Below are 20,345 nucleotides of genomic sequence, written 5' to 3'. Positions count from 1 at the left end.
TCATCCGTTTCCGCATGTCGAACTGTTGCCAAAGCAAAAGGGCCCCGGCGTGAACCGGAGCCCTTTGCTGTTACCATGAAGGAACCTGCGCTTACGCCCAGTTCTTCATTTCGGTTTCGAGGTTCTCGACGATGGCTTCGAAGAACTTCTCGGTGGTCATCCACGCCTGATCGGGGCCGATCAGCAGGGCGAGGTCCTTGGTCATCTTGCCGCTTTCGACAGTTTCGATGCAGACGCGCTCGAGCGTTTCGGCGAACTTCACGACTTCCGGGGTCTCGTCGAACTTGCCGCGGTACATGAGGCCACGGGTCCAGGCGAAGATCGAGGCGATCGGGTTGGTCGAGGTCTGCTTGCCCTGCTGGTGCTGGCGGTAGTGACGGGTCACGGTGCCGTGGGCAGCTTCGGCCTCGATGGTCTTGCCATCGGGCGACATGAGGACCGAGGTCATCAGGCCGAGTGAACCGAAGCCCTGTGCAACCGTGTCGGACTGCACGTCACCGTCGTAGTTCTTGCAGGCCCAGACGAACTTGCCCGACCACTTGAGCGCCGAGGCGACCATGTCGTCGATCAGGCGGTGTTCGTAGCTGATGCCGGCGGCGGCAAACTTTTCCTTGAAGCCTTCGCTGTCGAACACTTCCTGGAACAGGTCCTTGAAGCGGCCGTCATAGGCCTTCATGATCGTGTTCTTGGTAGACAGGTAGACCGGCCAGCCAAGCGACAGGCCGTAGTTGAACGAGGCGCGCGCGAAGTCGCGGATCGAATCGTCGAGGTTGTACATCGCCATGGCGACGCCGCCCGAGGGGTAGTTGAACACTTCGCGGTCGATCGTCTCGCCGTTGTCGCCTTCCCAGACGAGGCGCAGCTTGCCGGGGCCGGGGACGACGAAGTCGGTGGCGCGATACTGGTCACCAAAAGCGTGACGGCCGACGACGATCGGATCGGTCCAGCCAGGGACCAGGCGCGGCACGTTCTGAATCACGATCGGCTCGCGGAACACCACGCCGCCGAGAATGTTGCGGATCGTGCCGTTGGGCGACTTCCACATCGACTTGAGGTTGAATTCCTCGACGCGCTGCTCGTCAGGGGTGATCGTGGCGCACTTCACGCCGACGCCGTACTGCTTGATCGCGTTGGCGGAATCGATGGTGATCTGGTCGTCCGTCTCGTCGCGCTTCTGGACCGAGAGGTCGTAGTACTTGAGGTCGATGTCGAGGTAGGGAAGGATCAGGCGTTCACGGATCCATTCCCAGATGATCCGGGTCATTTCATCGCCGTCGAGTTCGACGACCGGGTTCTTCACCTTGATCTTCGCCATGTCCGTCCTGTCTTTCAAGCTGGGGAGAGAAATTGCGCCTTCCCTTAGCAGAGGCTTCCCTGCGCGCAAGGCAGGTAGGCGATTCGCGCAATTTTTGCAGGCTTTGCGCTGGACATCCGCTCATGGACAATGCAGATATTTAAGTGACCGGTTAAATCCGGGTGCAAGCCCTTTTGGAGAGATGCGATGAGCGAGGCGGAAGTCCTTACAGAAGTCGATGGCAACGTGCTGATCGTCACGATCAACCGGCCCGATGCGAAGAACGCGATGAACAAGGCTGCGGCCGAGGGCATCTCGGCAGCGATGGATCGGCTGGATGCAGAGGCCGACCTGCGCTGCGCGATCCTCACCGGTGCGGGCGGCACGTTCTGTTCGGGCATGGACCTCAAAGGCTTCCTGCGCGGGGAATCGCCCTCGATACCGGGGCGCGGCTTTGGCGGGCTGTCGGAATGGACGCCAAAGAAGCCGATCATCGCGGCGGTTGATGGCTACGCCTTGGCGGGCGGCATGGAACTGGCGTTGTCGTGCGACCTGATCGTGGCGAGCGCTTCGTCCAAGTTCGGCATTCCCGAAGCCAAGCGCGGCCTTGCCGCTGCTGCCGGTGGCCTGATCAAGCTGCCGCGCCAGATCCCGCCGCGCATCGCGATGGAACTGGCGCTGACGGGGGACTTCATCACTGCCCAGCGCGCCTATGAACTCGGCTTTATCAACCAGATCGTCGAAGGTCCGTCGCTGGATGCGGCAAAGGCCCTGGCCGCGAAGGTCGCCGAGAACGGACCGCTGGCGCTGATCGCGTCGAAAGGCATTATCCGCGATTCGCACGAATGGACGGAGGCGGAAATGTGGCAGAAGCAGCAGGCCTACATCGCGCCGGTGTTCACTTCGAGCGATGCCCGCGAAGGTGCCGCCGCATTTGCCGAAAAGCGCAAGCCGAACTGGCAGGGCAAGTAAGACCGACAGGGCGGGGGCGCTGGTCGCTCCCGCCATTTTGGTCCGCAGCGATCAACAAAAAACCCCGCCAATGGCGGGGTTTCTTATGCGATGGTGGGCGTAGCAAGGATTGAACTTGCGACCCCTACGATGTCAACATAGTGCTCTACCACTGAGCTATACGCCCGCACCATCTGCTTGTCCCTGGGCTGGCGGCGAACCGCTGATCGCGTCGGGAAGCGCGCCATTAGCCCCCGTCCCGATTCATGGCAAGGGGGAAATTTGCAGCCGGGCTTCAGCGGCTCCCGGCGAACTGCGCATCCTCGAACACGCGCTCGACTTCGAGCACCAGATCCTTGAGGTGGAACGGCTTAGACAGGACCCGGGCCTGAGGTGCTTCGCGATTTGCCTTGAGCGTCACCGCGGCAAAGCCGGTGATGAACATGACCTTGGTAGCAGGGCTGATCTCGCTGCACCGCTGCGCCAGTTCGATTCCGTCCATTTCCGGCATGACGATATCCGACAGGAGAAGGTCGAAGTGCTCGCTTTCGAGCAGGGGGATCGCAGCGGTGCCACGGTCCACGGCCGTCACGGCGTAACCTGCGTTTTCGAGCGCGCGGGTCAGGTAAGTGCGCATCGCCTCTTCGTCTTCGGCGAGCAGGATCCGGATCATGGCGAACCTGTTGTTTATAGTGGGGCTTCAGTTCGATGGCTTATAACGCAGATGGAGTTAACAATCTCCCGTCCGAAGCTTCGCGCAAACCGCTTTTTCCCCACCGTCCTGGAAGCGGAGCAATCGTTCTTGGACCTTGCTTTGACTTGCGTGCGAATCGGTTGCACCTTTGCGTGATGCAGCATGAGGGTGAGCACCAGGGCGATTCGGCTTCGGTCCATGGCGGGTCGGTGCCGGGCAATCCCGGTGTGCCGGCCTACAGCCTGACGACTATCGACCCTTCGCCGATCCCGGTGGTCATTGCCGTGCCGCATGCAGGAAGGGCCTATGCCAAGTCACTGCTTGACCGGATGCGTCATCCCGCATTTGCGGCGCCCCGACTTGAGGATCGCTACGCGGATCTGCTCGGGCAGGCGGTCTCCCGCCAGACCGGTGCGGCACTGCTCGTCGCCCATGCACCCCGGGCCATGCTCGACCTCAACCGCGCCAGCGACGATGTCGACTGGGAGATGGTCGGCGGTCCGCCGGCAGACGCTTCGGCATCGCCCAGCGGTTTCGGCAGGCGCGCCCGCAGCGGGCTTGGGCTGGTGCCGCGTCGTCTGCCGGGCCTGGGAGAGCTGTGGAAGCGCAGGCTAGATCATAGCGAGCTGGCAGAGCGGATTGCCGCGGTGCACCAGCCCTATCACACAGCGCTCGCCACCACGCTCGAAACAATCCGTGACCGTTGGGGCGCTGCCCTGCTGATCGATCTTCATTCGATGCCGCCGCTGGCGGCGCGTTCGCCCGGAGAGCGCGCACCGGAATTCGTCGTCGGCGATCGCTTCGGCGCTTCGTGCGACGGCGGCGTGGTGGCGTCTGCATTCGGCTTCTTCACCGAAGCGGCACGACGGGTATCGCACAACCGGCCATATGCCGGGGGTTATGTGCTGGAGCGGCACGCACGGCGCGCCGAAGGGCTTCACTGCATGCAGCTCGAGATCGACCGCACCTGTTATCTCGATGCACGAATGGCCGAACCCGGCCCCGGCTTCGATGCCACGATCGAATTGCTGGTGGGCCTGGTGCGCCGACTCGCAGTCGACGTGGCCGACCTTGGCCGTGCGTCCGACCGCGGCCGCTGGCGCACTGCTGCCGAGTAGACTGCGCCCGAATTAGCCGAAGCGCGCCGGCCAGAGTGGCCAAGCTCATGTAACCCAAGAAAAAACCACCTGGAGCAAGCTCCAGGTGGCCAAGGTTCAGGGAGGAGGTGCACGTGAGTGCACCAGTTACGCTGGGCCATGAGGGGAGCCGCAACGCAACAATCACAAGATAGGTGAGGGGCATTGACCCTGCAAGGGCTTTCGAGGGATTTTTGCAACACCCCAAGAAAAAACGCGATGAACCGAGTGGCTCACCGCGCTTTTCTGTTGACCTGTGGCTTGATTACTCAAGCCTCGTGTCAAATCGTGTCTGGCTTACTCGGCCGGAACCTGGATCGCCGGGATCGGTCCCTTGCCCAGCTGAACCTGGGCGCCGAAGATCTGGCTGATCAGTTCGAGCGAGAACAGGTGCGCATAGAGCAGGGGCAGCAGGCCGCTCTGTGCCCAGCCCCGCAGCACGTCACCGCGCACGTCGCGCAGCTTTTCCTGATTTACCATCTGGAAGCCGCGATAGATGAAGGGCTGTTCGTTGCCCTGCTGCTGGATGGCGACTTCGCCTTCCATGAGCAGGTCATGCTTCTTCAGCTCGTCGATGAAGGCCTGCGTGCGCTGGCCTGCCTGTTCGAACTGTTCGCAGAAGCCGAGTGCGGCCTGCGTCGCTTCCGAAGGCTGGCCGTCGGTGAAGAGCTCCTGCCCTTCCACCGAATCGCCAAGCAGGCCGGCAGAAGGATCGAAGCACAGCGAAAGTTCTTCGCTGTTCGGGTTCAGCTTGGCCAGCAGGAACGGATAGCGGCGGACGTAAGCCGGGATGTAGATCGGCTGGGTGACCTTGCCTTCTTCGTCGACAAAGACGTTCACGCCTTCGTTGAGGCCCATCAGCGCCAGCGGAACCGGATTGTCACCCGATGCAAAGATGATCGGATAATGGCGCGCAGCCTGCGGAAACTCCTCAGCCGTCAGGGGGATGGCATGCTGTCCGATCAGCCAGGGCGCTGCATCCGCGTTCTTGGCCTTCCACGTTGCATGGTCCCGGCTGTTGAGCGGCATCAGGTCGTTGTAGAACATCGGCAGGTTCGCTTGCGGCGCGCTGGCCATTTTGCATCTCTCCAAGAATCAAAACATTCGCGCGGGCAAAATTCACTCTGGCCGCGGCTTAGCGGGAACGCCGGTTCTTAGGGACTGCCAGAAGGCCGCGCAAGCCGCGTCAGACAAGCTTTCCGGGGTTTAGCAGGCCATGCGGGTCAAGCGCCTGCTTGATTGCGCGCATCGTGCCCAGCATCGCTGGATCGGCGAGGCGCGCCAGTTCGTCGCGCTTCAGCCTGCCGATGCCGTGTTCTGCCGAGATCGAGCCGCCCCACGCCGCCACCATGTCGTGGACTTGCGCGCTGATGGCCTTGCCGTCGCCCGCTTCCCACGAGGCCCGATCGCTGCCCGACGGGGCGATCACGTGGAAATGGACGTTGCCGTCGCCGAGATGCCCGAAGCAGACGGCGCGCGTGCCCGGCCAGTCGGCCTCGAGGCGAGGGACGGCGGCCTCGACAAAGGCGGGCATCTTCTCGACCGGAACGGAGATGTCGTGCTGCATCGCCGGGCCGAGCGCGCGTTCGGCGGGCGATATGGTCTCGCGGATCAGCCACATGCGCTCGGCCTGGTCTTCGCTGGCGGCGATCGTGGCATCGGCGATGAGATCGCGTTCGAATGCCGTGGCGAGGATGCGCTCGGCCAGTTCGGGCAACCTTGCGGCAGTGCCCTCGTCGCCTGCGACCAGTTCGATCAGGGCGTGCCAGGCATGAGGTTCCGCCAGCGGCGCGCGCGTGCCGGGAGTATAGGCCTGAACCGCCTCCAGGCTGTGCTGGGGCAGGACCTCGAATCCTTCGAGCAGCCCCGGCGCCATGTCCTCGGCCAGAAGCAGGAGGCTGCGCGCGTCGTGCAGCGAGGCCGTGCCCGCCCACATCACCGTCCTGCCGGCAATTGCCGGAGCGAGCCGCAAGGTCGCAGCCGTGACGATGCCGAGGGTTCCTTCGGAACCGATAAGCACCTGCTTGAGATCGAAACCCCGGTTGTCCTTCTTGAGCGGGGTCAACAAGTCGAGCACGCTGCCATCGGCCATGACAGCTTCGACCCCCAGTACCAGCGCCCGCATCGAGCCATGGCGCAGGACTTGCGTGCCGCCGGCGTTGGTCGAGACGAGGCCGCCGATCGTGGCCGAGCCCTTGCCGCCAAGCGTGAGGGGGAAGCGCAGGCCCTCTTTCTCCGCCGCCTCGTGCAGGACCTGCAGGATGACGCCCGCCTCGCACGTGGCAGAACGCGCCGCGGCATCGAGCGCGGTGATCCGGTTCATGCGGCGCAAGGAGAGTATGATCTCGGCGCCACTCTCGAACGGTGTGGCGCCGCCCGACATGCCGCTGTTGCCGCCTTGCGGCACAATCGGCACGCCATGCTTGGCGCAGAGCTTGACGAGGGCGGCGACCTCGGCGGTATTGGCTGGCGAGGCGATTGCCCGCGCCGCGCCGGTATAGCGGCCGCGCCAATCGGTCAGCCAGGGTGCCATGTCGTCAGGGTCGGCGGTCAACCCCTTTGGCCCGAGCAGGCGGGCCGCTTCTGCCAGAAACGTATCGCTCATTGGCGCATCGGCTATTGCGACCCTGCGGCAAGGGCAATTCATTTTTCATTGCTGGCAGGTTAAGCAACGGTTCAACCCCGCAGGCTAGGGGTGTGAGGAGCGGATCGGGCGGGGTCAGGGCCGCTGGGCCGTTGAGGGGACTTCAAGAGTTTTAACATCGAAATGCCCAGTGTATTCAATCTCTTGGCCTCATTGGGCATGCTGCTGGCCGTACCGGTTGGTGCACCTGTGGTGGTCGATGACAGCGATGCGCAATGGGCGACTGCCACCATTCCTGCAGGATCGCCCCTGATCGACGATGATTTCAGATCAGGCGCATTGAACAGCTTCATTGCCGATGGCTTGGGCGACCAGTCGTGGAATCAGGTGCGCATCGAACAGCGCATGATCATTCGTATTGCGCCGCGCCTGCCCGGCCAGATGTACACGCCCATGCCGGCCGCGCCACAACCGCCGCGTTTCTATGAGCGCAAGACCAGCAAATGCCTGCCGATCACCAGCATTGCCGGCGTGCAGATCGAATCGCAGGATCGCCTCCTGCTGGTCACGCGCGGGCGAAAGCTGATCGGCGCCAGCCTCGACAAATCCTGCCGCGCCCGCGATTTCTATTCGGGCTTTTATGTCGAACGGAACGAGGATGGGCAGCTCTGCGCTGGCCGGGATACGATCCATTCGCGGGCCGGAGCGAACTGTGCGATTACCAAGATGCGCGAACTCGTACTGGAAGATGACTGACGGTCCCGTCTCGTCGCGGAATTCTTGACTTTTCGGGCCATATCGTCTTAGCGCGCTGTCAGTGCTGGCGGCATTTTGCGATGCAGGCTGTCCAGCGGGCACAATTGCGTTCGTGCCGTCTCTAGTTCTCGGAAAATTGCCTGCATGAAGTTTGCCGATCTCGGCCTCTCGGATGAATTGCTCCAGTCGGTGCTCGACGCCGGCTATGATGAGCCCACTCCGATCCAGGCGCAGGCAATTCCCGCTGTCCTGATGATGAAGGACATCATCGGCATTGCCCAGACCGGCACCGGCAAGACGGCCGGCTTCGTGCTGCCGATGATCGACATTCTGGCCCACGGCCGCCGCCGCGCGCTGATGCCGCGCTCGCTGATTCTCGAACCGACGCGCGAACTCGCCGCGCAGGTTGCCGAGAATTTCGAGAAGTACGGCAAGAACCACGATCTCAAGATGGCGCTGCTGATCGGTGGCGTGCAGATGGGCGATCAGGTCAAGGCGCTGCAGGACGGCGTCGACGTGCTGATCGCCACCCCCGGGCGCCTGATGGACCTGTTCGAACGCGGCAAGATCCTGCTCACCGGCTGCGAGATGCTGGTGATCGACGAGGCGGACCGCATGCTCGACATGGGCTTCATCCCCGATATTGAGACGATCTGCTCGCGCCTGCCGACCACGCGCCAGACGCTGCTGTTTTCGGCAACGATGCCGCCGCCGATCAAGAAGCTGGCCGACAAGTTCCTGTCGAACCCCAAGTCGATCGAAGTGGCGCGCCCTGCCGCTACGAACACCAACATCGCCCAGTTCAAGGTCCGCTGCACCTCGCGCCAGAAGCGCGAAGTGCTGCGCCAGTTGCTGCGCACCGACAACGTCTCCACCGCCATCGTCTTCGCCAACCGTAAGACGACCGTGCGCGAACTCGCCAAGTCGCTGCAGCGCCACGGCTTTGCCGCCGGCGAAATCCACGGCGACATGGACCAGAGCGCGCGCAATGCCGAACTGCAGAAGTTCAAGGACGGCGACATCTCGATCCTGTGCGCGTCCGACGTCGCCGCGCGCGGGCTCGACGTGAAGGGCGTGAGCCACGTCTTCAACTTCGACACGCCGTGGCACCCCGACGACTACGTCCACCGCATCGGCCGCACCGGTCGTGGCGGGGCGACGGGCCGGGCGTTCACGCTGGTGGCGTCGGAAGATGCCGAGGCGATCGACAACGTCGAGAAGCTGCAGGGAACCAAGATCCCCGAGTTCAAGCTCGAGATCGCCGAGAAGGAAGAGCGGAAAGCGCGCGAAACCGAGCGCCGCGAGGAAGAGCCCAAGCGCGAAAGCCGCCGCGAACGTCCGGCGCGCGAGGAGCGAAAGGCGCGTGCCGAACGCGAACCGCGGCAGGAACGCGCTCCACGGCGCGAACAGCCCAGCTACCGCGACCACTCCGAACCGCCGTCGAAGCCGGGCGAGTGGAACGGGCCGATTCCGGAGTTTCTGGCGGTTTCGGCACTTTAGCCCTCTCCCCTTCAGGGGAGAGGGTTGGGAGAGGGGCTGTTCTGCCCAAGCCCCGCTCAACTTCGGCTAGGCGGCAAGCCGCCAACCCTGCGTATCTCTCCCCTGAAGGGGAGAGAGCAAGAGCACTCGGCGCAAAATAACAGCCCATTTCATCGTCGGCCCGGACTTGATCCGGGCCTTGGCTTTTCTCTTCGGGCGCTGCGCCGGAAGAACAGCCCAACCCCGTGTCAAGCACGGGGTGACGGCAGGACGATCACCGCAAATTTACGGAATGGCCGCGAATAGTGGTCAGCTAACATCCCATTTAAGTGCCGAGGCGTCGAGCATCTCTGCCCCCATATGGCGGACGAACGCTTCCCGCAGGCCAGCCTTATGTCGCTCCCACTTGGCAGGGTCGGACGATGGATCGACGCCATCGGCAAGAAATAGCCATTCGACGAACTGATCCGCGCTTACAGGTCCCGTTTCAGGAATGAAATCATCTACATGCGATGGCTTGCCGTTGACGATCCCGCCGCACCAACCTCTGCCGACACAGACCTCGTGCATCAGGGCATTGTAGGCAGGGTTGCCGCTCATGCGTTCAATTGACCACGGACGCGCAATGTCGGCAAGTGGACGAATCCGGTCGTCCCACAACAGTGAGCGACAAAGCCAACGCTCTCAAGCCACCTTAACAAAGCTATCAATCACCCGCTTGCGCCCCGCGCTTTCGAAGTCGATCTCCAGTTTGTTGCCTTCCTGCTCGGCCACGGTGCCGTAGCCGAACTTTTCGTGGAAGACGCGCGCGCCCACGGTGATGTCGCCGCGCGGCTTGGCCGCGAAGCTGGCGGCGCTGCGGGTGGGTTCGGCGATGCGGCGGGGGGCTGGGTTGAAGGTCTGGGCTGCGGCGCGTTGCCAACCGGGGCCGCGTGAGGCGGCGCGGTTGGCATTGGCCTGTGCGACATGGGAGAAGGGATCGTCGCGCTCGCTCCAGTTGGCGCGCCACATCGATGCGCCGCCCGAGAGGGTGGTTTCCTCCTCGATATGCTCGGCGGGCAGTTCGCCGATGAAGCGCGAGGGGATCGAGCTGGTCCACTGGCCGTAGATCTGGCGATTGGCGGCGTGGATGATGGTGCAGCGCCGCCGGGCGCGGGTGATCGCGACATAGGCGAGGCGGCGCTCTTCCTCCAATGAAGCGAGTCCACCCTCGTCCAGCGAGCGCTGCGAGGGGAACACACCTTCTTCCCAACCGGGCAGGAACACGTTTTCGAACTCAAGCCCCTTGGCGGCGTGGATGGTCATGATCGTGACCTTGTCCTCGTCGGCAGTGTTCTCGTTGTCCATGACGAGGCTGACGTGTTCGAGGAAATCGCCAAGCGTCTCGTACTCTTCCATCGCGCGGGCGAGTTCGGTGAGGTTTTCGAGGCGTCCGGCGGCTTCAGCCGTCTTCTCGGCCTGCAGCGCGGCGGTGTAGCCGCTTTCGTCGAGGATCGTGCGAGCGAGTTCGGCGGGCACCAGTTGCTTGGCCGCATCGCGCCAGCGCGCGAAATCGCGCATCAGCGCGGCGAGCGTGTTGCGCGCGCGGGCTGGCAGCTCGTCGGTATCGAGGATCTCCACCGCCGCCAGCGAGAGGGGGATGCCGCGCGCGCGGGCATGGCGGTGGAGCTTTTCCAGCGTCTTGTCGCCAAGGCCGCGCTTGGGGGTGTTGTAGATCCGCTCGAACGCAAGGTCGTCCTGCGGACTGGCGATCTGGCGCAAGTAGGCCAGCGCATCGCGGATTTCGGCGCGCTCGTAGAAGCGGAAGCCGCCGACGATGCGGTATCCAAGGCCGATCTGGATGAAGCGGTCTTCGATGGTGCGCGTCTGGAACTGCGCACGCACGAGGATGGCGACGCGATCGAGCGGGGCGCCCTCACGCTCAAGCCGTTCGATGTCCTCGCCGATACGCCGCGCTTCTTCCGGAGCGTCCCACACGCCGATCACGCGGACCTTGTCGCCGCCGTCAACCTCGGTCCACAGCGTCTTGCCGAGGCGTTCGGAGTTCTCCGCGATCAGGCCCGAGGCCGCGCCGAGGATGTGCGGGGTGGAGCGGTAGTTCTGTTCGAGGCGGATCACCTTGGCGCCGGGAAAATCCTTTTCGAACCGCAGGATATTGGCGACTTCGGCACCGCGCCACGAATAGATCGACTGGTCGTCGTCCCCCACCACGCAGATGTTCTTGCGGTTCTGGGCAAGCAGGCGCAGCCACAGGTACTGCACCGCGTTGGTGTCCTGATATTCGTCCACCATCACGTATTTGAAGCGCTGTTGCCATGATTCCAGCACGTCCCGCTCGCGCCGGAAGATGTTGAGCATGTGCATCAGCAAGTCGCCGAAATCGCAGGCGTTCAGCTCGCGCAGGCGGTTCTGGTAGAGCGCGTAGAAGCGCTGGCCCTTGCCGTTGGCATAGGCCTCGTTCTCCAGCGCATCGAGATCGCCGGGGTTGAGGCCGCGGTTCTTCCACTTGTCGATGAGTCCGGCAAGCTGCTTGGCGGGCCAGCGCTTGTCGTCCACGCCTTCGGCCACGATCAGCTGCTTCAGGAGGCGCAACTGGTCGTCCGTGTCGATGATCGTGAAGTTGCTCTGCAGGCCGACCAGTTCGGCATGGCGGCGCAGCATCTTGGCGGCGATCGAATGGAACGTGCCAAGCCACGGCATCCCTTCCACCGCCGGGCCGATCAGGTTGCCCACCCGCTCGCGCATTTCGCGCGCGGCCTTGTTGGTGAAGGTGACGCACAGGATCTCGCTCGGCCAGGCGAGCCGCTGGCGCAGCAGATTGGCGAGGCGCGCGGTGAGCGCGGCGGTCTTGCCCGTGCCCGCGCCCGCCAGCATCAGCACCGGCCCTTCGGTCGTCGTCACCGCCTCGCGCTGGGGCGGGTTCAGGCCATCGAGCCACGCTTCGGCATTGCCGGGATTCACAGGTTGGGGGGAAGACATAGGCGAACAGATAGGGACCAAACGCTGTCGCGGCAATCGCTAACCGCCCATTCTGCGCATGTTCGCTTCGTCTTGAATCCGGGCGCAGCCGTCGCAGCGCCGGGAACCGGGCCAGCGGGGCAGGGCTTGGCCTCAAGACTTCGGGTACGAAAACAAAATCAGGAGAATTCCATGCGAAATCTTTTTGCCGCAAGCGCGCTTGCGCTTGCCATCGCTTCGAGTCCCACGTTCGTGGCGGCCCAGTCGACTTCCACGACCGCCACGGCAACCACATCGGACACCACCGCTGCCACCACGGTGACCGGCACCTTCTCGCCCACGCCTGACCAGCAGCTTCAGATCGACGCCTGGGCCGCCGAGCAAAAGACCAAGTACGCAGCATGGCCGTCCACCTATCAGGAATACTTCTGGAGCCTCGACACTGATCAGCAGAAGGGCTGGTGGGCTCTGACCGACGAGCAGAAGGCGCAGATATACGCCATGACGCCGGAGCAGCGCACACAAGTCTGGCCCTCGATCGTGGCGCAGGTTTCAGGGAACGCCGTGCCATCATCCGGTGCTACGCCCGCCCAGCCCAATCCCGGCATGGGTACGGGGGCAACGCCAGCTACGCCGGCAGAGCCCGCAACCCCTCCCTCAGGCGGGATGAGCGCCAGCACGCCCGGCAACATGACCCCGCCGCCCGCCTCGGCCATGAACAAGAAGTATACGGTCTGCAGCAAGACCGTTACCGACAGCTGCCGCAATCGCGGCGGTATCTGAACGCTTCCGACGATCGTCGCGTGAAAGGGGTGCCGGGTTGCCGGCGCCCCTTTTCGCTTGTGGTGTTGACCCGGCAGGCTTGAGACGGAACAACGCGCGCCGCGAACGAGGGGAGAAGCGCGCCGATGAATCCGATTCGACAGCAGGGTCGCGTGCTGACTGCCAGCCTCGTTGGCACGGCGGTGGAGTTCTACGACTTCTACATCTACGCAACAGCGGCCGCGCTCGTCATTGGGCCATTGTTTTTCCCCACAGAATCAGAGGCAGCGCAGACGTTGCTGTCTTTCATGACCTTCGGCCTTGCGTTCTTTGCACGGCCCGTGGGCGCGATTGCGTTCGGTCACTTCGGCGACCGGATCGGGCGCAAGTCGACGTTGGTCGCCTCGCTGATGCTGATGGGCGGATCCACCTTCCTGATCGCCTTCCTGCCGACGTACGCCATGGTCGGCTGGGTCGCGCCCGCGCTGCTTTGCCTGCTGCGCTTTGGACAGGGCTTCGGGCTTGGCGGAGAGTGGGGCGGAGCGTCGCTGCTCGCCGTGGAGAATGCGCCGAAGGGTTGGGAAGCCCGCTTCGGCAGTGCGCCGCAACTGGGTGCGCCGCTGGGTTTCCTTTGTGCCAATGGGCTGTTTCTGCTGCTCGGCAAGGGGCTTTCCGATGCCGACTTCGCCGCTTGGGGCTGGCGCGTGCCGTTCCTGGCAAGCGCGCTGCTGGTCGGCCTCGGGCTGTGGGTGCGGTTGAAGATCGGCGAAACGCCCGCGTTCAAGGAAGCGCTCGAGAAGGCCGAGCCGCCCAAGGTGCCGGTAGGCTTGCTGTTCCGCAATCATCTCGGCGCCGTGCTGGCCGGGATCGCGGGCGTCGTTGCGTGCTTTGCGATCTTCTATCTGGCGACGACTTTCGCGCTGTCCTTCGCCACGACCAAACTCGGCTATGCCAAGCAGGAGTTTCTCGGCATCCAGCTTGGCGCCAACACCTTCCTTGCGCTCGGCATTCTGGTTGCCGGGTACTGGGCCGACAAGGCCTCGGCACGGCTCGTCCTTGGCACTGGCGCGGCGCTCACGATCATCGTGGGCATGGTGTTCGGCACTGGCCTTGGCTCGGCCTCGCTGCCGGTGGTGTTTGCAACGCTGGCCAGCGCGCTGTTCGTCATGGGGCTGGCTTACGGCCCGCTCGGCGCCTGGCTGCCGACGCTCTACCCGGTCGAAGTCCGCTACACCGGCATTTCGGTGGCGTTCAACATGGGCGGGATCATCGGCGGCGCGCTCGCCCCGTTCGCAGCGGCATGGCTCGCCGGGATCGGCGGCACGGCCTATGTCGGGCTGTTCCTGACGCTGGCAGGGGCCATGACGCTGGCGGGGGTGCAGTTCTCGCCCAAGCGGGCGGGCTAGGCCTTCAGCCGCATCAGCGTGATCAGCGCCTTGCCGACCTTCCGCTCGGCGTCGACCTCGCACACCCGTACATCAGGCACTTCCTTGGCTGCGGTCTCAAGGCAGATCCACGTCGCCTCGCCGATCCAGCCAAGCCGGGTCAACCGGTCGATCGCGACGGCGCCCGCGCCGGTGCCATAGGGCGGGTCGAGCATGACGAGGTCGAGCGGCTGCTTGACCGGGCCAAGGCTGAGCACCGACGAGGCGCGCACGTCGCACTGCGGGGCGCAGCGCAGCGCTGCAATGTTGGCGCGGATTGTGCGGATCGCGCCGGCATCCTGCTCGACAAAGATTGCCGAAGCGGCCCCGCGCGACAGCGCTTCGAGGCCAAGCGCGCCCGATCCTGCGAACAGGTCGGCCACGGTCAGGTCCTCGAAGCTGCCAAGGCGGCTGGCGAGCATCGAGAACAGCGTCTCGCGCGTGCGGTCGGCGGTGGGGCGGGTGGTGTCCCCCTCGGGCGCGCGCAAAGGCCTGCCGCGCCATTCTCCGGCAATGATCCTCACTTTGGGATTCTCATTTCGTCTTCAGCGTCTTGCGGAAACGTTCGACCATGACCTGCGGGATCTCCTCGACCGAGCCGCGCTGCAGGTCGGCCAGTTCGAACGGGCCATAGCTGGTGCGCAACAGGCGCGAGACTTCGAGGCCAAGATGTTCGAGCACGCGGCGCACTTCGCGGTTCTTGCCCTCGGTCAGGGTCAATTCGATCCACTTGTTGCGATTGGCGCTGCGTTCGAGGTTGGCGTTGATCGGACCATAGCGGACGCCGTCGATCTCGATGCCCTCCATCAGTTCCTCGAGCCGCGCCTGCGTGATGTCGCCGAAGGTGCGGGCGCGGTAGGTGCGTGGAATGCCGGTTGAGGGCAGTTCCAGCGCGCGCTTCAATTCGCCATCGTTGGTCATCAGCAGCAGACCCTCGGTGTTCACGTCGAGGCGGCCGACCGGCATGACGCGTGGGGCGTCCTTGGGCATGGCATTGCGCAAAGCGGTGTAGATCGTCGGGCGGCCGGTGGGATCGCGCTCGGCAGTGATAAGGCCTGCGGGCTTGTGGAAGCGGAACAGGCGCGGGGGGGCAATCGGGCCAACCATCTTGCCGTCGACGCTCACGCCCTTGAGGCTGGTCAGCAGCGTGGCCGGCGTGGTGACGACCTCGTCGCCGATCTTGACGCGGCCTTCCTCGATCATGCGTTCCACCTCGCGGCGGCTGGCAATGCCGGCGCGGGCGAGCAGCTTGGCAATCCGATCGCCCTCGCGCTCGGAGCCGTCGGCATTGGGCGCGCGCTTGGCGGGCACGACCGGTTGCGAGGTGCGCGGCGCACCGCTGCGCATCGAAAAAGGCTTCTTTTCGGTGGTACCGGGCCGAGGGCTTAACCGCTTCGGCCGATCGCCACCGTTTCTTGGGGGAAAAGTCATGGCGCAGCCCTTACGCGAGAACGCGCTATCCGTCACCCCGAGTCATCTACCTCTGGCGCGGTTGGATTTGGCCGCTAGGTTGCCAGCAACATTTGAGGGAGCGAAATCTTCGATGAGCACCGATGCCAGTGACCGTAACCTGTGGGACTCGGTGCGCCCCTATCTCGAAAAGGAATCGCTCGCCGCGTTCTTCCTCGGCGTGTCCTCGGGCTTTCCCTATGCGATGATCGGGGCAACGCTGACGACCCGGTTGGCGCAGGACGGGATCGACAAAAAGACGGTGACGGCCTTCACGCTGGCGTTCCTTGTCTACAACCTCAAGATCTTCTGGGCCTGGTTGGTCGATGGCGTGCACCTGCCGCTGCTGGGGCGCTTGGGGCAACGCGTTTCGTGGATGCTGCTGGCGGGGTCGCTGGTCATGGCCGCGGTCGCCAATCTCGCGCTGGTCGATCCGAGCGCTGACCTTGGCGCCACGGTGCTGGCGGCAGTGCTGGTCGGCGTCGCGGGTGCGACGTTCGACATCGTGATCGACGCCTACCGCATCGAGACACTGAAACCCTACCAGCTCGGCACCGGCTCGGGCATGAGCCAGTACGGCTGGCGCATCGGCTCGGCGGGTGCGGGCGCGCTGGCGCTGTTCATGGCCGCGCGTTCCGGCTGGAGCGCGGCCTACCTTGCCTGCGCGTTGTTCGCACTTCCGGCGATGCTGACTGCACTCTTCCTCGGCGAGCCTGAACGCCACCGTGAACCGACCGCGCGCAAGGGCGTGGGCGAGGTGTTCGCGTCGATCATCGGCCCGTTCGGTGAGTTCTTCCGCCGCCACGGCGCATGGCTCGTGCTGCTGTTCATCCTTGTTCACAAGGTCGGCGATACGCTGGCGAACCTCACTTTCCGCCTGCTGTTCGATGACCTTGGCTTCAGCAATGACGAGATCGCACTGTGGGACGTTGGCGTCGGCTTCTGGGCCTATCTGATCGGCGTGTTCATCGGTGGCGTGGCCTATGCGAAGATGGGGCTGAAGCGCTCGGTCCTGCTGGCGCTGGTGCTGATGGCGGTGTCGAACCTGTCGTTCGCGGCGCTGGCGGCTGCGGGCCATTCCAACATCGGCATGGCAGGCGCAATCGGCTTCGAGAACATCGCCTCCGGCTATGGCGGGGTTGTCGTCGTCGCCTACTTCTCGGCGCTTTGCGATTTGCGCTACACAGCCGCCCAGTATGCCCTGATCTCTGCTGCCGCGAGCATCGTCGGCCGCTTCGCCACGGGCACCACAGCCGGTGCGCTGATCGAGAGCATGGGCTACGTGAACTTCTACCTGCTCACCACCGTGCTGGCGCTGCCGGGCATCGCGCTGTTCTGGTGGATGAGCCGCAGCGGCCTTGTCGATGCGGCGATCGGCACGGCGGGGGAGGAAGAGGGCTAGTCCGGCACTTCCTCGTTCAACCGCAGCACTTCGCCCGCGAGATAGAGCGAGCCGACGATCAGCACGTCGCCTTCTGCCGGGAGCGCCGCCAGCGCTTCGGGCACGGTGGCAAAGCTGCCGACCGGCAGGCTGGTGAACGGCGCAAAGTCCGCAGGCTTGTGCGCATCGTGCCCGGGAGCAGGGACGACCGAGATCGACAAGGCGCGGTCCGCCAGCGGCTTGAGGATCGCCGAAGGATCCTTGTTCGCCAGCATGCCCATGATCAGGTGCACCGGCGGCTGGCCTTCGAGGTGCCGCGCGATGGCACGCCCGGCATCGGGATTGTGTCCACCGTCCAGCCAGACGGTGCGTCCGCCCGCAAGCGCGGTCAACGGACCCGCGCCGAGGCGCTGCAACCGCGCCGGCCAACGCGCATCGACGATGCCCTTGCCAAGCGCGCCCAGGCTGACACGTACCGCGTTCTGGTGCCGGATCATCGCCACGGCCAGTGCTGCGTTCTCTGCCTGATGCGTGCCGGGCAGCGCGGGCAGGGGCAGGGGCAGTTCGCCGTGCTCGTCGCGATAGAGGATCGAGCCAGCGATTTCCGCGTCCCAATCGCGCCCGCGCATGATGAGCGGCGCACCAATCCGCGCTGCGGTCTCGGCCACCGAATCGGCGGCGATTTGCGGATAGGCCATCGTCACCAGCGGCACGCCGGGCTTGGCGATGCTCGCCTTCTCGAACGCGATCCGGGCTAGCGGGTCAGTTGGCACGCCGTCTTCGGGTGCAAGCAGGAACGCTTCGTGGTCAAAGCCCAGCGTCGCAATCCCGCATACCGCAGCCGTCGGCATGACGTTGGTGGCATCGAGCCTGCCGCCCAGCCCGGTCTCGATCACGCAGGCATCGGCGGGATGCCGTGCATAGGCAAGGAAGGTGGCGACCGTCGTCACCTCGAAAAAGCTCGGCTCCAGCCCTTCGCTCGCGTCCAGCACTTCCTTGAGCAGCGCGGCGAGCAGCTCGTCCTCGATTAGCTTGCCAGCGATGCGGATGCGTTCATTGTAGCGGACGAGGTGCGGCTTGGTGGCGGAGTGGACCGTCAGCCCCTCGGCCTCGAGAATGTACCGCAGGTAGCTGCAGGTCGAACCCTTGCCGTTGGTCCCGGCAACATGGAACACGGGCGGCAGACGGTCCTGCGGATTGCCCAGGCGCGCGCAAAGTTCGCGCACGGTATCGAGCCCTAGCCGCCCCGATGGCAGCGACAGCGCGCCGAGGCGATCAAGCTGCGCCTGGACCGCGGCGTTCTCGGAGATCGCGAAGTCTTTCAATGGAAGCCCCTCCCGCAAGCGGGAGGGGTTTGGGGTGGGCAGAGGCAGGCGCAGGCCTTGGAACAGCCCACCCCCGACCCCTCCCGCTTGCGGGAGGGGAGAAGCCTCACGCCGCCGCCTTGCCCGCCATCAGGTAGTCGATCACCTGCGCCAGCGTCACCTTCAGGTCGCGCCGGTGCGTCACCATGTCGACCATGCCGTGGGCGTGGAGGTATTCGGCGCGCTGGAAGCCTTCGGGCAGCTTCTCGCGGATCGTGTCCTGGATCACGCGCTGTCCGGCAAAGCCGATAAGCGCACCGGGCTCGGCAATCTGCACGTCACCGAGCATCGCGTAGGACGCCGTAACGCCGCCGGTCGTCGGATCGGTCAGCACGACGATGTAGGGCAGGCCCGCCGCATGAAGGCGTGAGATCGCCACGGTCGAACGCGGCATCTGCATCAGCGACAAAATGCCCTCCTGCATGCGCGCGCCACCAGCAGCGGTCACCGCGATGTAAGGGCACTTCTCGCGCACCGCACGTTCGCACCCGGCGACGAAGGCATTGCCCACGGCCATCCCCATCGATCCGCCCATGAACGCGAATTCCTGCACGCCGACCACAGCCTTTTGCCCCTCGATCCGGCCGAAGGCGTTGGTCAGGGCATCGGGGTGCGGGTTTGCCGCACGGGCCGCCTTGATCCGGTCGACGTACTTCTTGCTGTCGCGGAACTTGAGCGGGTCTTCCTTGACCTTCGGCGCGGGCAGCAGTTCATAGCCGGCGTCGAGCAGCTGGTCGAACCGCGCGTCGGCACCGATGCGGCCATGGTGGTCGCAATGCGGGCAGACCGAGAGGTTGTCCTCATAGTCCTTGGTGAACAGCATCTCGCTGCACGAAGGGCACTTGATCCACAGATTGTCCGGCGTGTCCCGCTTTGGCGTGAAGGGGAGCGCGTTGCGGACCTTGTTGAGCCAGCTCATGAGATTTCCTTGCGGGCAGAGTGGACGGCAGCGGCGAGTGCGGCGGTCAATTCCTTCACCGGCCCGGCAGCGTCAAGCCCATGCTTTTCGACCAGATCGATGAAGGCCGAGCCGACGACGACGCCGTCAGCGACCTTGGCGATGGCCCCGGCCTGTTCCGGCGTGCGCACCCCGAAGCCGACGGCGACAGGGATCGTCGCCGAAGCCTTGATCCGCGCGACGGCCTCTTCGATGGAAGATTGCGCTGCCTGCTGCATGCCGGTGATCCCGGCGACCGACACGTAGTAGAGAAAACCCGACGAGCCTTCGAGCACGGCAGGCAGCCGCGCATGATCGGTCGTCGGCGTGGCGAGGCGGATCAGCGAGACGCCCGCAGCGCGCAAGGCAGGGCCAAGCTCGGCGTCTTCCTCTGGTGGAATGTCGACGCAGATCACGCCATCGACGCCCGCCTTGACGCATTCGGCGGCAAACCAGTCGGCCCCGCGAATGGTCATCGGATTGGCATAGCCCATCAGCACCAGCGGCACGTCCGGGTGGCGCGCGCGGAATTCGGTAGCGATGCGCAGGATATCAGCCGTCTTGGTGCCAGCGCCAAGGCTGCGCAGATTGGCCAGCTGGATCGCCGGCCCATCGGCCATCGGATCGGTGAACGGCATGCCCAGTTCGATCACATCGGCCCCGCCTTCGACGAGCGCGTCAAGGATGGCAGCAGTGGCGTCAGGCGTCGGATCGCCACCCGTGACGAAAGTGACGAGGGCGGGGCGGCCCTTGGCGAAGGCGGAGGTGAGGCGCGACATCAAGCCCTCTCCCCTTCAGGGGAGAGGGTTGGGAGAGGGGCTTCCCGCGCTTCGCTCAGCGTCATGGCAAGCATCTGCAGCACACCTTCAAGGTTCGTCATAACATCGCCGTTCGTGAAGCGGACCACATGGTAGCCGCGCTCGTTCAGATATTTCGTTCTTTCCGCATCGCGAGGGTCGTCGACGTCATGCGTGTGGCCGTCGATCTCCACCACGATGCGAGGTTCGTTGGCAGCGAAATCGGCAATGTATTGGCCGATAACCTTCTGCCGCCGGAATTTCACCCCTTCGAACCGTCCAGCGCGCAAGGCAAGCCAGATTCGCGTTTCCGGTTCTGACATGGCCTTGCGGTTTTCGCGGGCGAATTCCGTGAGGCGGGCGTCGCGCAATTTCCCCT

The 20,345-nt window shown here is 64.5% G+C and carries 19 protein-coding genes and 1 tRNA gene; 7 read left to right on the top strand and 13 right to left on the bottom strand.

Annotated elements, in window-relative coordinates; translation table 11 throughout:
• Positions 1-91: 91 nt before the first annotated feature.
• Positions 92-1,315 carry an NADP-dependent isocitrate dehydrogenase gene (locus ACZ1JY_RS06800; protein WP_118073277.1) on the bottom strand — a complete coding sequence of 408 codons (1,224 nt, stop codon included), beginning with the start codon at positions 1,313-1,315 and terminating at the stop codon, positions 92-94.
• Positions 1,316-1,501: 186 nt separating this feature from the next.
• Between ACZ1JY_RS06800 and ACZ1JY_RS06795 the strand changes: the two genes are divergently transcribed.
• On the top strand, positions 1,502-2,266 hold the full coding sequence (locus ACZ1JY_RS06795; protein ID WP_118073278.1) for a crotonase/enoyl-CoA hydratase family protein: 765 nt from the start codon (positions 1,502-1,504) through the stop codon (positions 2,264-2,266).
• A gap of 91 nt (positions 2,267-2,357) precedes the next feature.
• On the opposite strand, the gene ACZ1JY_RS06790 is transcribed toward ACZ1JY_RS06795, so the two are convergent.
• Together ACZ1JY_RS06790 and cpdR are read right to left on the bottom strand one after the other, a co-directional pair.
• Positions 2,358-2,432, bottom strand: a tRNA-Val gene (locus ACZ1JY_RS06790).
• A 108-nt stretch (positions 2,433-2,540) separates the two neighbouring features.
• A complete protein-coding gene (gene cpdR / locus ACZ1JY_RS06785; protein WP_118073279.1) occupies positions 2,541-2,918 on the bottom strand; it encodes a cell cycle two-component system response regulator CpdR in 378 nt (125 codons plus the stop codon).
• Between the two features lie 176 nt (positions 2,919-3,094).
• Here cpdR and ACZ1JY_RS06780 point away from each other — a divergent pair, with 176 nt between their 5' ends.
• Positions 3,095-4,057 (top strand): N-formylglutamate amidohydrolase, encoded by a 963-nt coding sequence (locus tag ACZ1JY_RS06780; RefSeq protein ID WP_465130767.1) that lies wholly within the window; start codon positions 3,095-3,097, stop codon positions 4,055-4,057.
• 315 nt (positions 4,058-4,372) lie between these two features.
• Here the strand turns inward: ACZ1JY_RS06780 and ACZ1JY_RS06775 are convergent, their stop codons facing one another.
• Both ACZ1JY_RS06775 and ACZ1JY_RS06770 read right to left on the bottom strand, forming a co-directional pair.
• Positions 4,373-5,152 carry a SapC family protein gene (locus ACZ1JY_RS06775; protein ID WP_118073280.1) on the bottom strand — a complete coding sequence of 260 codons (780 nt, stop codon included), beginning with the start codon at positions 5,150-5,152 and terminating at the stop codon, positions 4,373-4,375.
• A gap of 109 nt (positions 5,153-5,261) precedes the next feature.
• Positions 5,262-6,680 (bottom strand): FAD-binding oxidoreductase, encoded by a 1,419-nt coding sequence (locus ACZ1JY_RS06770; RefSeq protein WP_465130766.1) that lies wholly within the window; start codon positions 6,678-6,680, stop codon positions 5,262-5,264.
• A gap of 198 nt (positions 6,681-6,878) precedes the next feature.
• On the opposite strand from ACZ1JY_RS06770, the gene ACZ1JY_RS06765 reads away from it, so the two are divergent.
• Together ACZ1JY_RS06765 and ACZ1JY_RS06760 are read left to right on the top strand one after the other, a co-directional pair.
• A complete protein-coding gene (locus tag ACZ1JY_RS06765) occupies positions 6,879-7,415 on the top strand; it encodes a hypothetical protein (protein ID WP_118073282.1) in 537 nt (178 codons plus the stop codon).
• Positions 7,416-7,559: 144 nt separating this feature from the next.
• A complete protein-coding gene (locus tag ACZ1JY_RS06760) occupies positions 7,560-8,915 on the top strand; it encodes a DEAD/DEAH box helicase (protein WP_465130765.1) in 1,356 nt (451 codons plus the stop codon).
• A gap of 288 nt (positions 8,916-9,203) precedes the next feature.
• Here the strand turns inward: ACZ1JY_RS06760 and ACZ1JY_RS06755 are convergent, their stop codons facing one another.
• Together ACZ1JY_RS06755 and ACZ1JY_RS06750 are read right to left on the bottom strand one after the other, a co-directional pair.
• The gene (locus ACZ1JY_RS06755; RefSeq protein WP_118073283.1) at positions 9,204-9,494 is read right to left on the bottom strand and encodes a hypothetical protein; all 291 of its coding nucleotides are present in this window, start codon (positions 9,492-9,494) and stop codon (positions 9,204-9,206) included.
• 84 nt (positions 9,495-9,578) lie between these two features.
• Positions 9,579-11,873, bottom strand: coding sequence for an ATP-dependent helicase (locus ACZ1JY_RS06750; RefSeq protein WP_465130764.1), 2,295 nt, complete (start codon positions 11,871-11,873; stop codon positions 9,579-9,581).
• A gap of 171 nt (positions 11,874-12,044) precedes the next feature.
• On the opposite strand from ACZ1JY_RS06750, the gene ACZ1JY_RS06745 reads away from it, so the two are divergent.
• Together ACZ1JY_RS06745 and ACZ1JY_RS06740 are read left to right on the top strand one after the other, a co-directional pair.
• Complete coding sequence (locus ACZ1JY_RS06745) at positions 12,045-12,635, top strand: hypothetical protein (protein WP_465130763.1); 591 nt, start codon at positions 12,045-12,047, stop codon at positions 12,633-12,635.
• A gap of 125 nt (positions 12,636-12,760) precedes the next feature.
• Positions 12,761-14,020: an MFS transporter gene (locus ACZ1JY_RS06740; protein WP_465130762.1), complete on the top strand. Its 1,260-nt coding sequence runs from the start codon at positions 12,761-12,763 to the stop codon at positions 14,018-14,020.
• Here ACZ1JY_RS06740 and rsmD read toward each other — a convergent pair.
• Both rsmD and ACZ1JY_RS06730 read right to left on the bottom strand, forming a co-directional pair.
• Positions 14,017-14,562, bottom strand: coding sequence for a 16S rRNA (guanine(966)-N(2))-methyltransferase RsmD (gene rsmD, locus ACZ1JY_RS06735; protein WP_465130761.1), 546 nt, complete (start codon positions 14,560-14,562; stop codon positions 14,017-14,019). The genes ACZ1JY_RS06740 and rsmD overlap by 4 nt on opposite strands.
• 10 nt (positions 14,563-14,572) lie before the next feature.
• Positions 14,573-15,385 (bottom strand): pseudouridine synthase, encoded by an 813-nt coding sequence (locus ACZ1JY_RS06730; protein ID WP_465130760.1) that lies wholly within the window; start codon positions 15,383-15,385, stop codon positions 14,573-14,575.
• Between the two features lie 196 nt (positions 15,386-15,581).
• On the opposite strand from ACZ1JY_RS06730, the gene ACZ1JY_RS06725 reads away from it, so the two are divergent.
• Positions 15,582-16,889 carry an AmpG family muropeptide MFS transporter gene (locus ACZ1JY_RS06725; protein WP_465130759.1) on the top strand — a complete coding sequence of 436 codons (1,308 nt, stop codon included), beginning with the start codon at positions 15,582-15,584 and terminating at the stop codon, positions 16,887-16,889.
• Here ACZ1JY_RS06725 and ACZ1JY_RS06720 read toward each other — a convergent pair.
• The 4 genes from ACZ1JY_RS06720 to ACZ1JY_RS06705 all read right to left on the bottom strand — a co-directional run bounded on the left by ACZ1JY_RS06720 (position 16,886) and on the right by ACZ1JY_RS06705 (position 20,289).
• Positions 16,886-18,193 (bottom strand): bifunctional folylpolyglutamate synthase/dihydrofolate synthase, encoded by a 1,308-nt coding sequence (locus ACZ1JY_RS06720; protein ID WP_465130758.1) that lies wholly within the window; start codon positions 18,191-18,193, stop codon positions 16,886-16,888. The two genes, ACZ1JY_RS06725 and ACZ1JY_RS06720, sit on opposite strands and share 4 nt — an antisense overlap.
• A gap of 106 nt (positions 18,194-18,299) precedes the next feature.
• Complete coding sequence (accD, locus tag ACZ1JY_RS06715) at positions 18,300-19,151, bottom strand: acetyl-CoA carboxylase, carboxyltransferase subunit beta (protein ID WP_465130757.1); 852 nt, start codon at positions 19,149-19,151, stop codon at positions 18,300-18,302.
• The gene (gene trpA, locus ACZ1JY_RS06710) at positions 19,148-19,948 is read right to left on the bottom strand and encodes a tryptophan synthase subunit alpha (protein ID WP_465130756.1); all 801 of its coding nucleotides are present in this window, start codon (positions 19,946-19,948) and stop codon (positions 19,148-19,150) included. Before trpA ends, accD begins: the two co-directional genes overlap by 4 nt.
• Positions 19,948-20,289 carry an endonuclease domain-containing protein gene (locus ACZ1JY_RS06705; RefSeq protein ID WP_370073111.1) on the bottom strand — a complete coding sequence of 114 codons (342 nt, stop codon included), beginning with the start codon at positions 20,287-20,289 and terminating at the stop codon, positions 19,948-19,950. The genes trpA and ACZ1JY_RS06705 overlap by 1 nt, the downstream gene beginning before the upstream one ends.
• Positions 20,290-20,345: the final 56 nt, after the last annotated feature.

Source organism: Novosphingobium sp. BL-A-41-Hi4B-X5A (assembly GCF_055521705.1).
The sequence above is the reverse complement of the archived record's forward strand: the minus strand, read 5'-3'. Positions and strand labels throughout refer to the sequence as shown.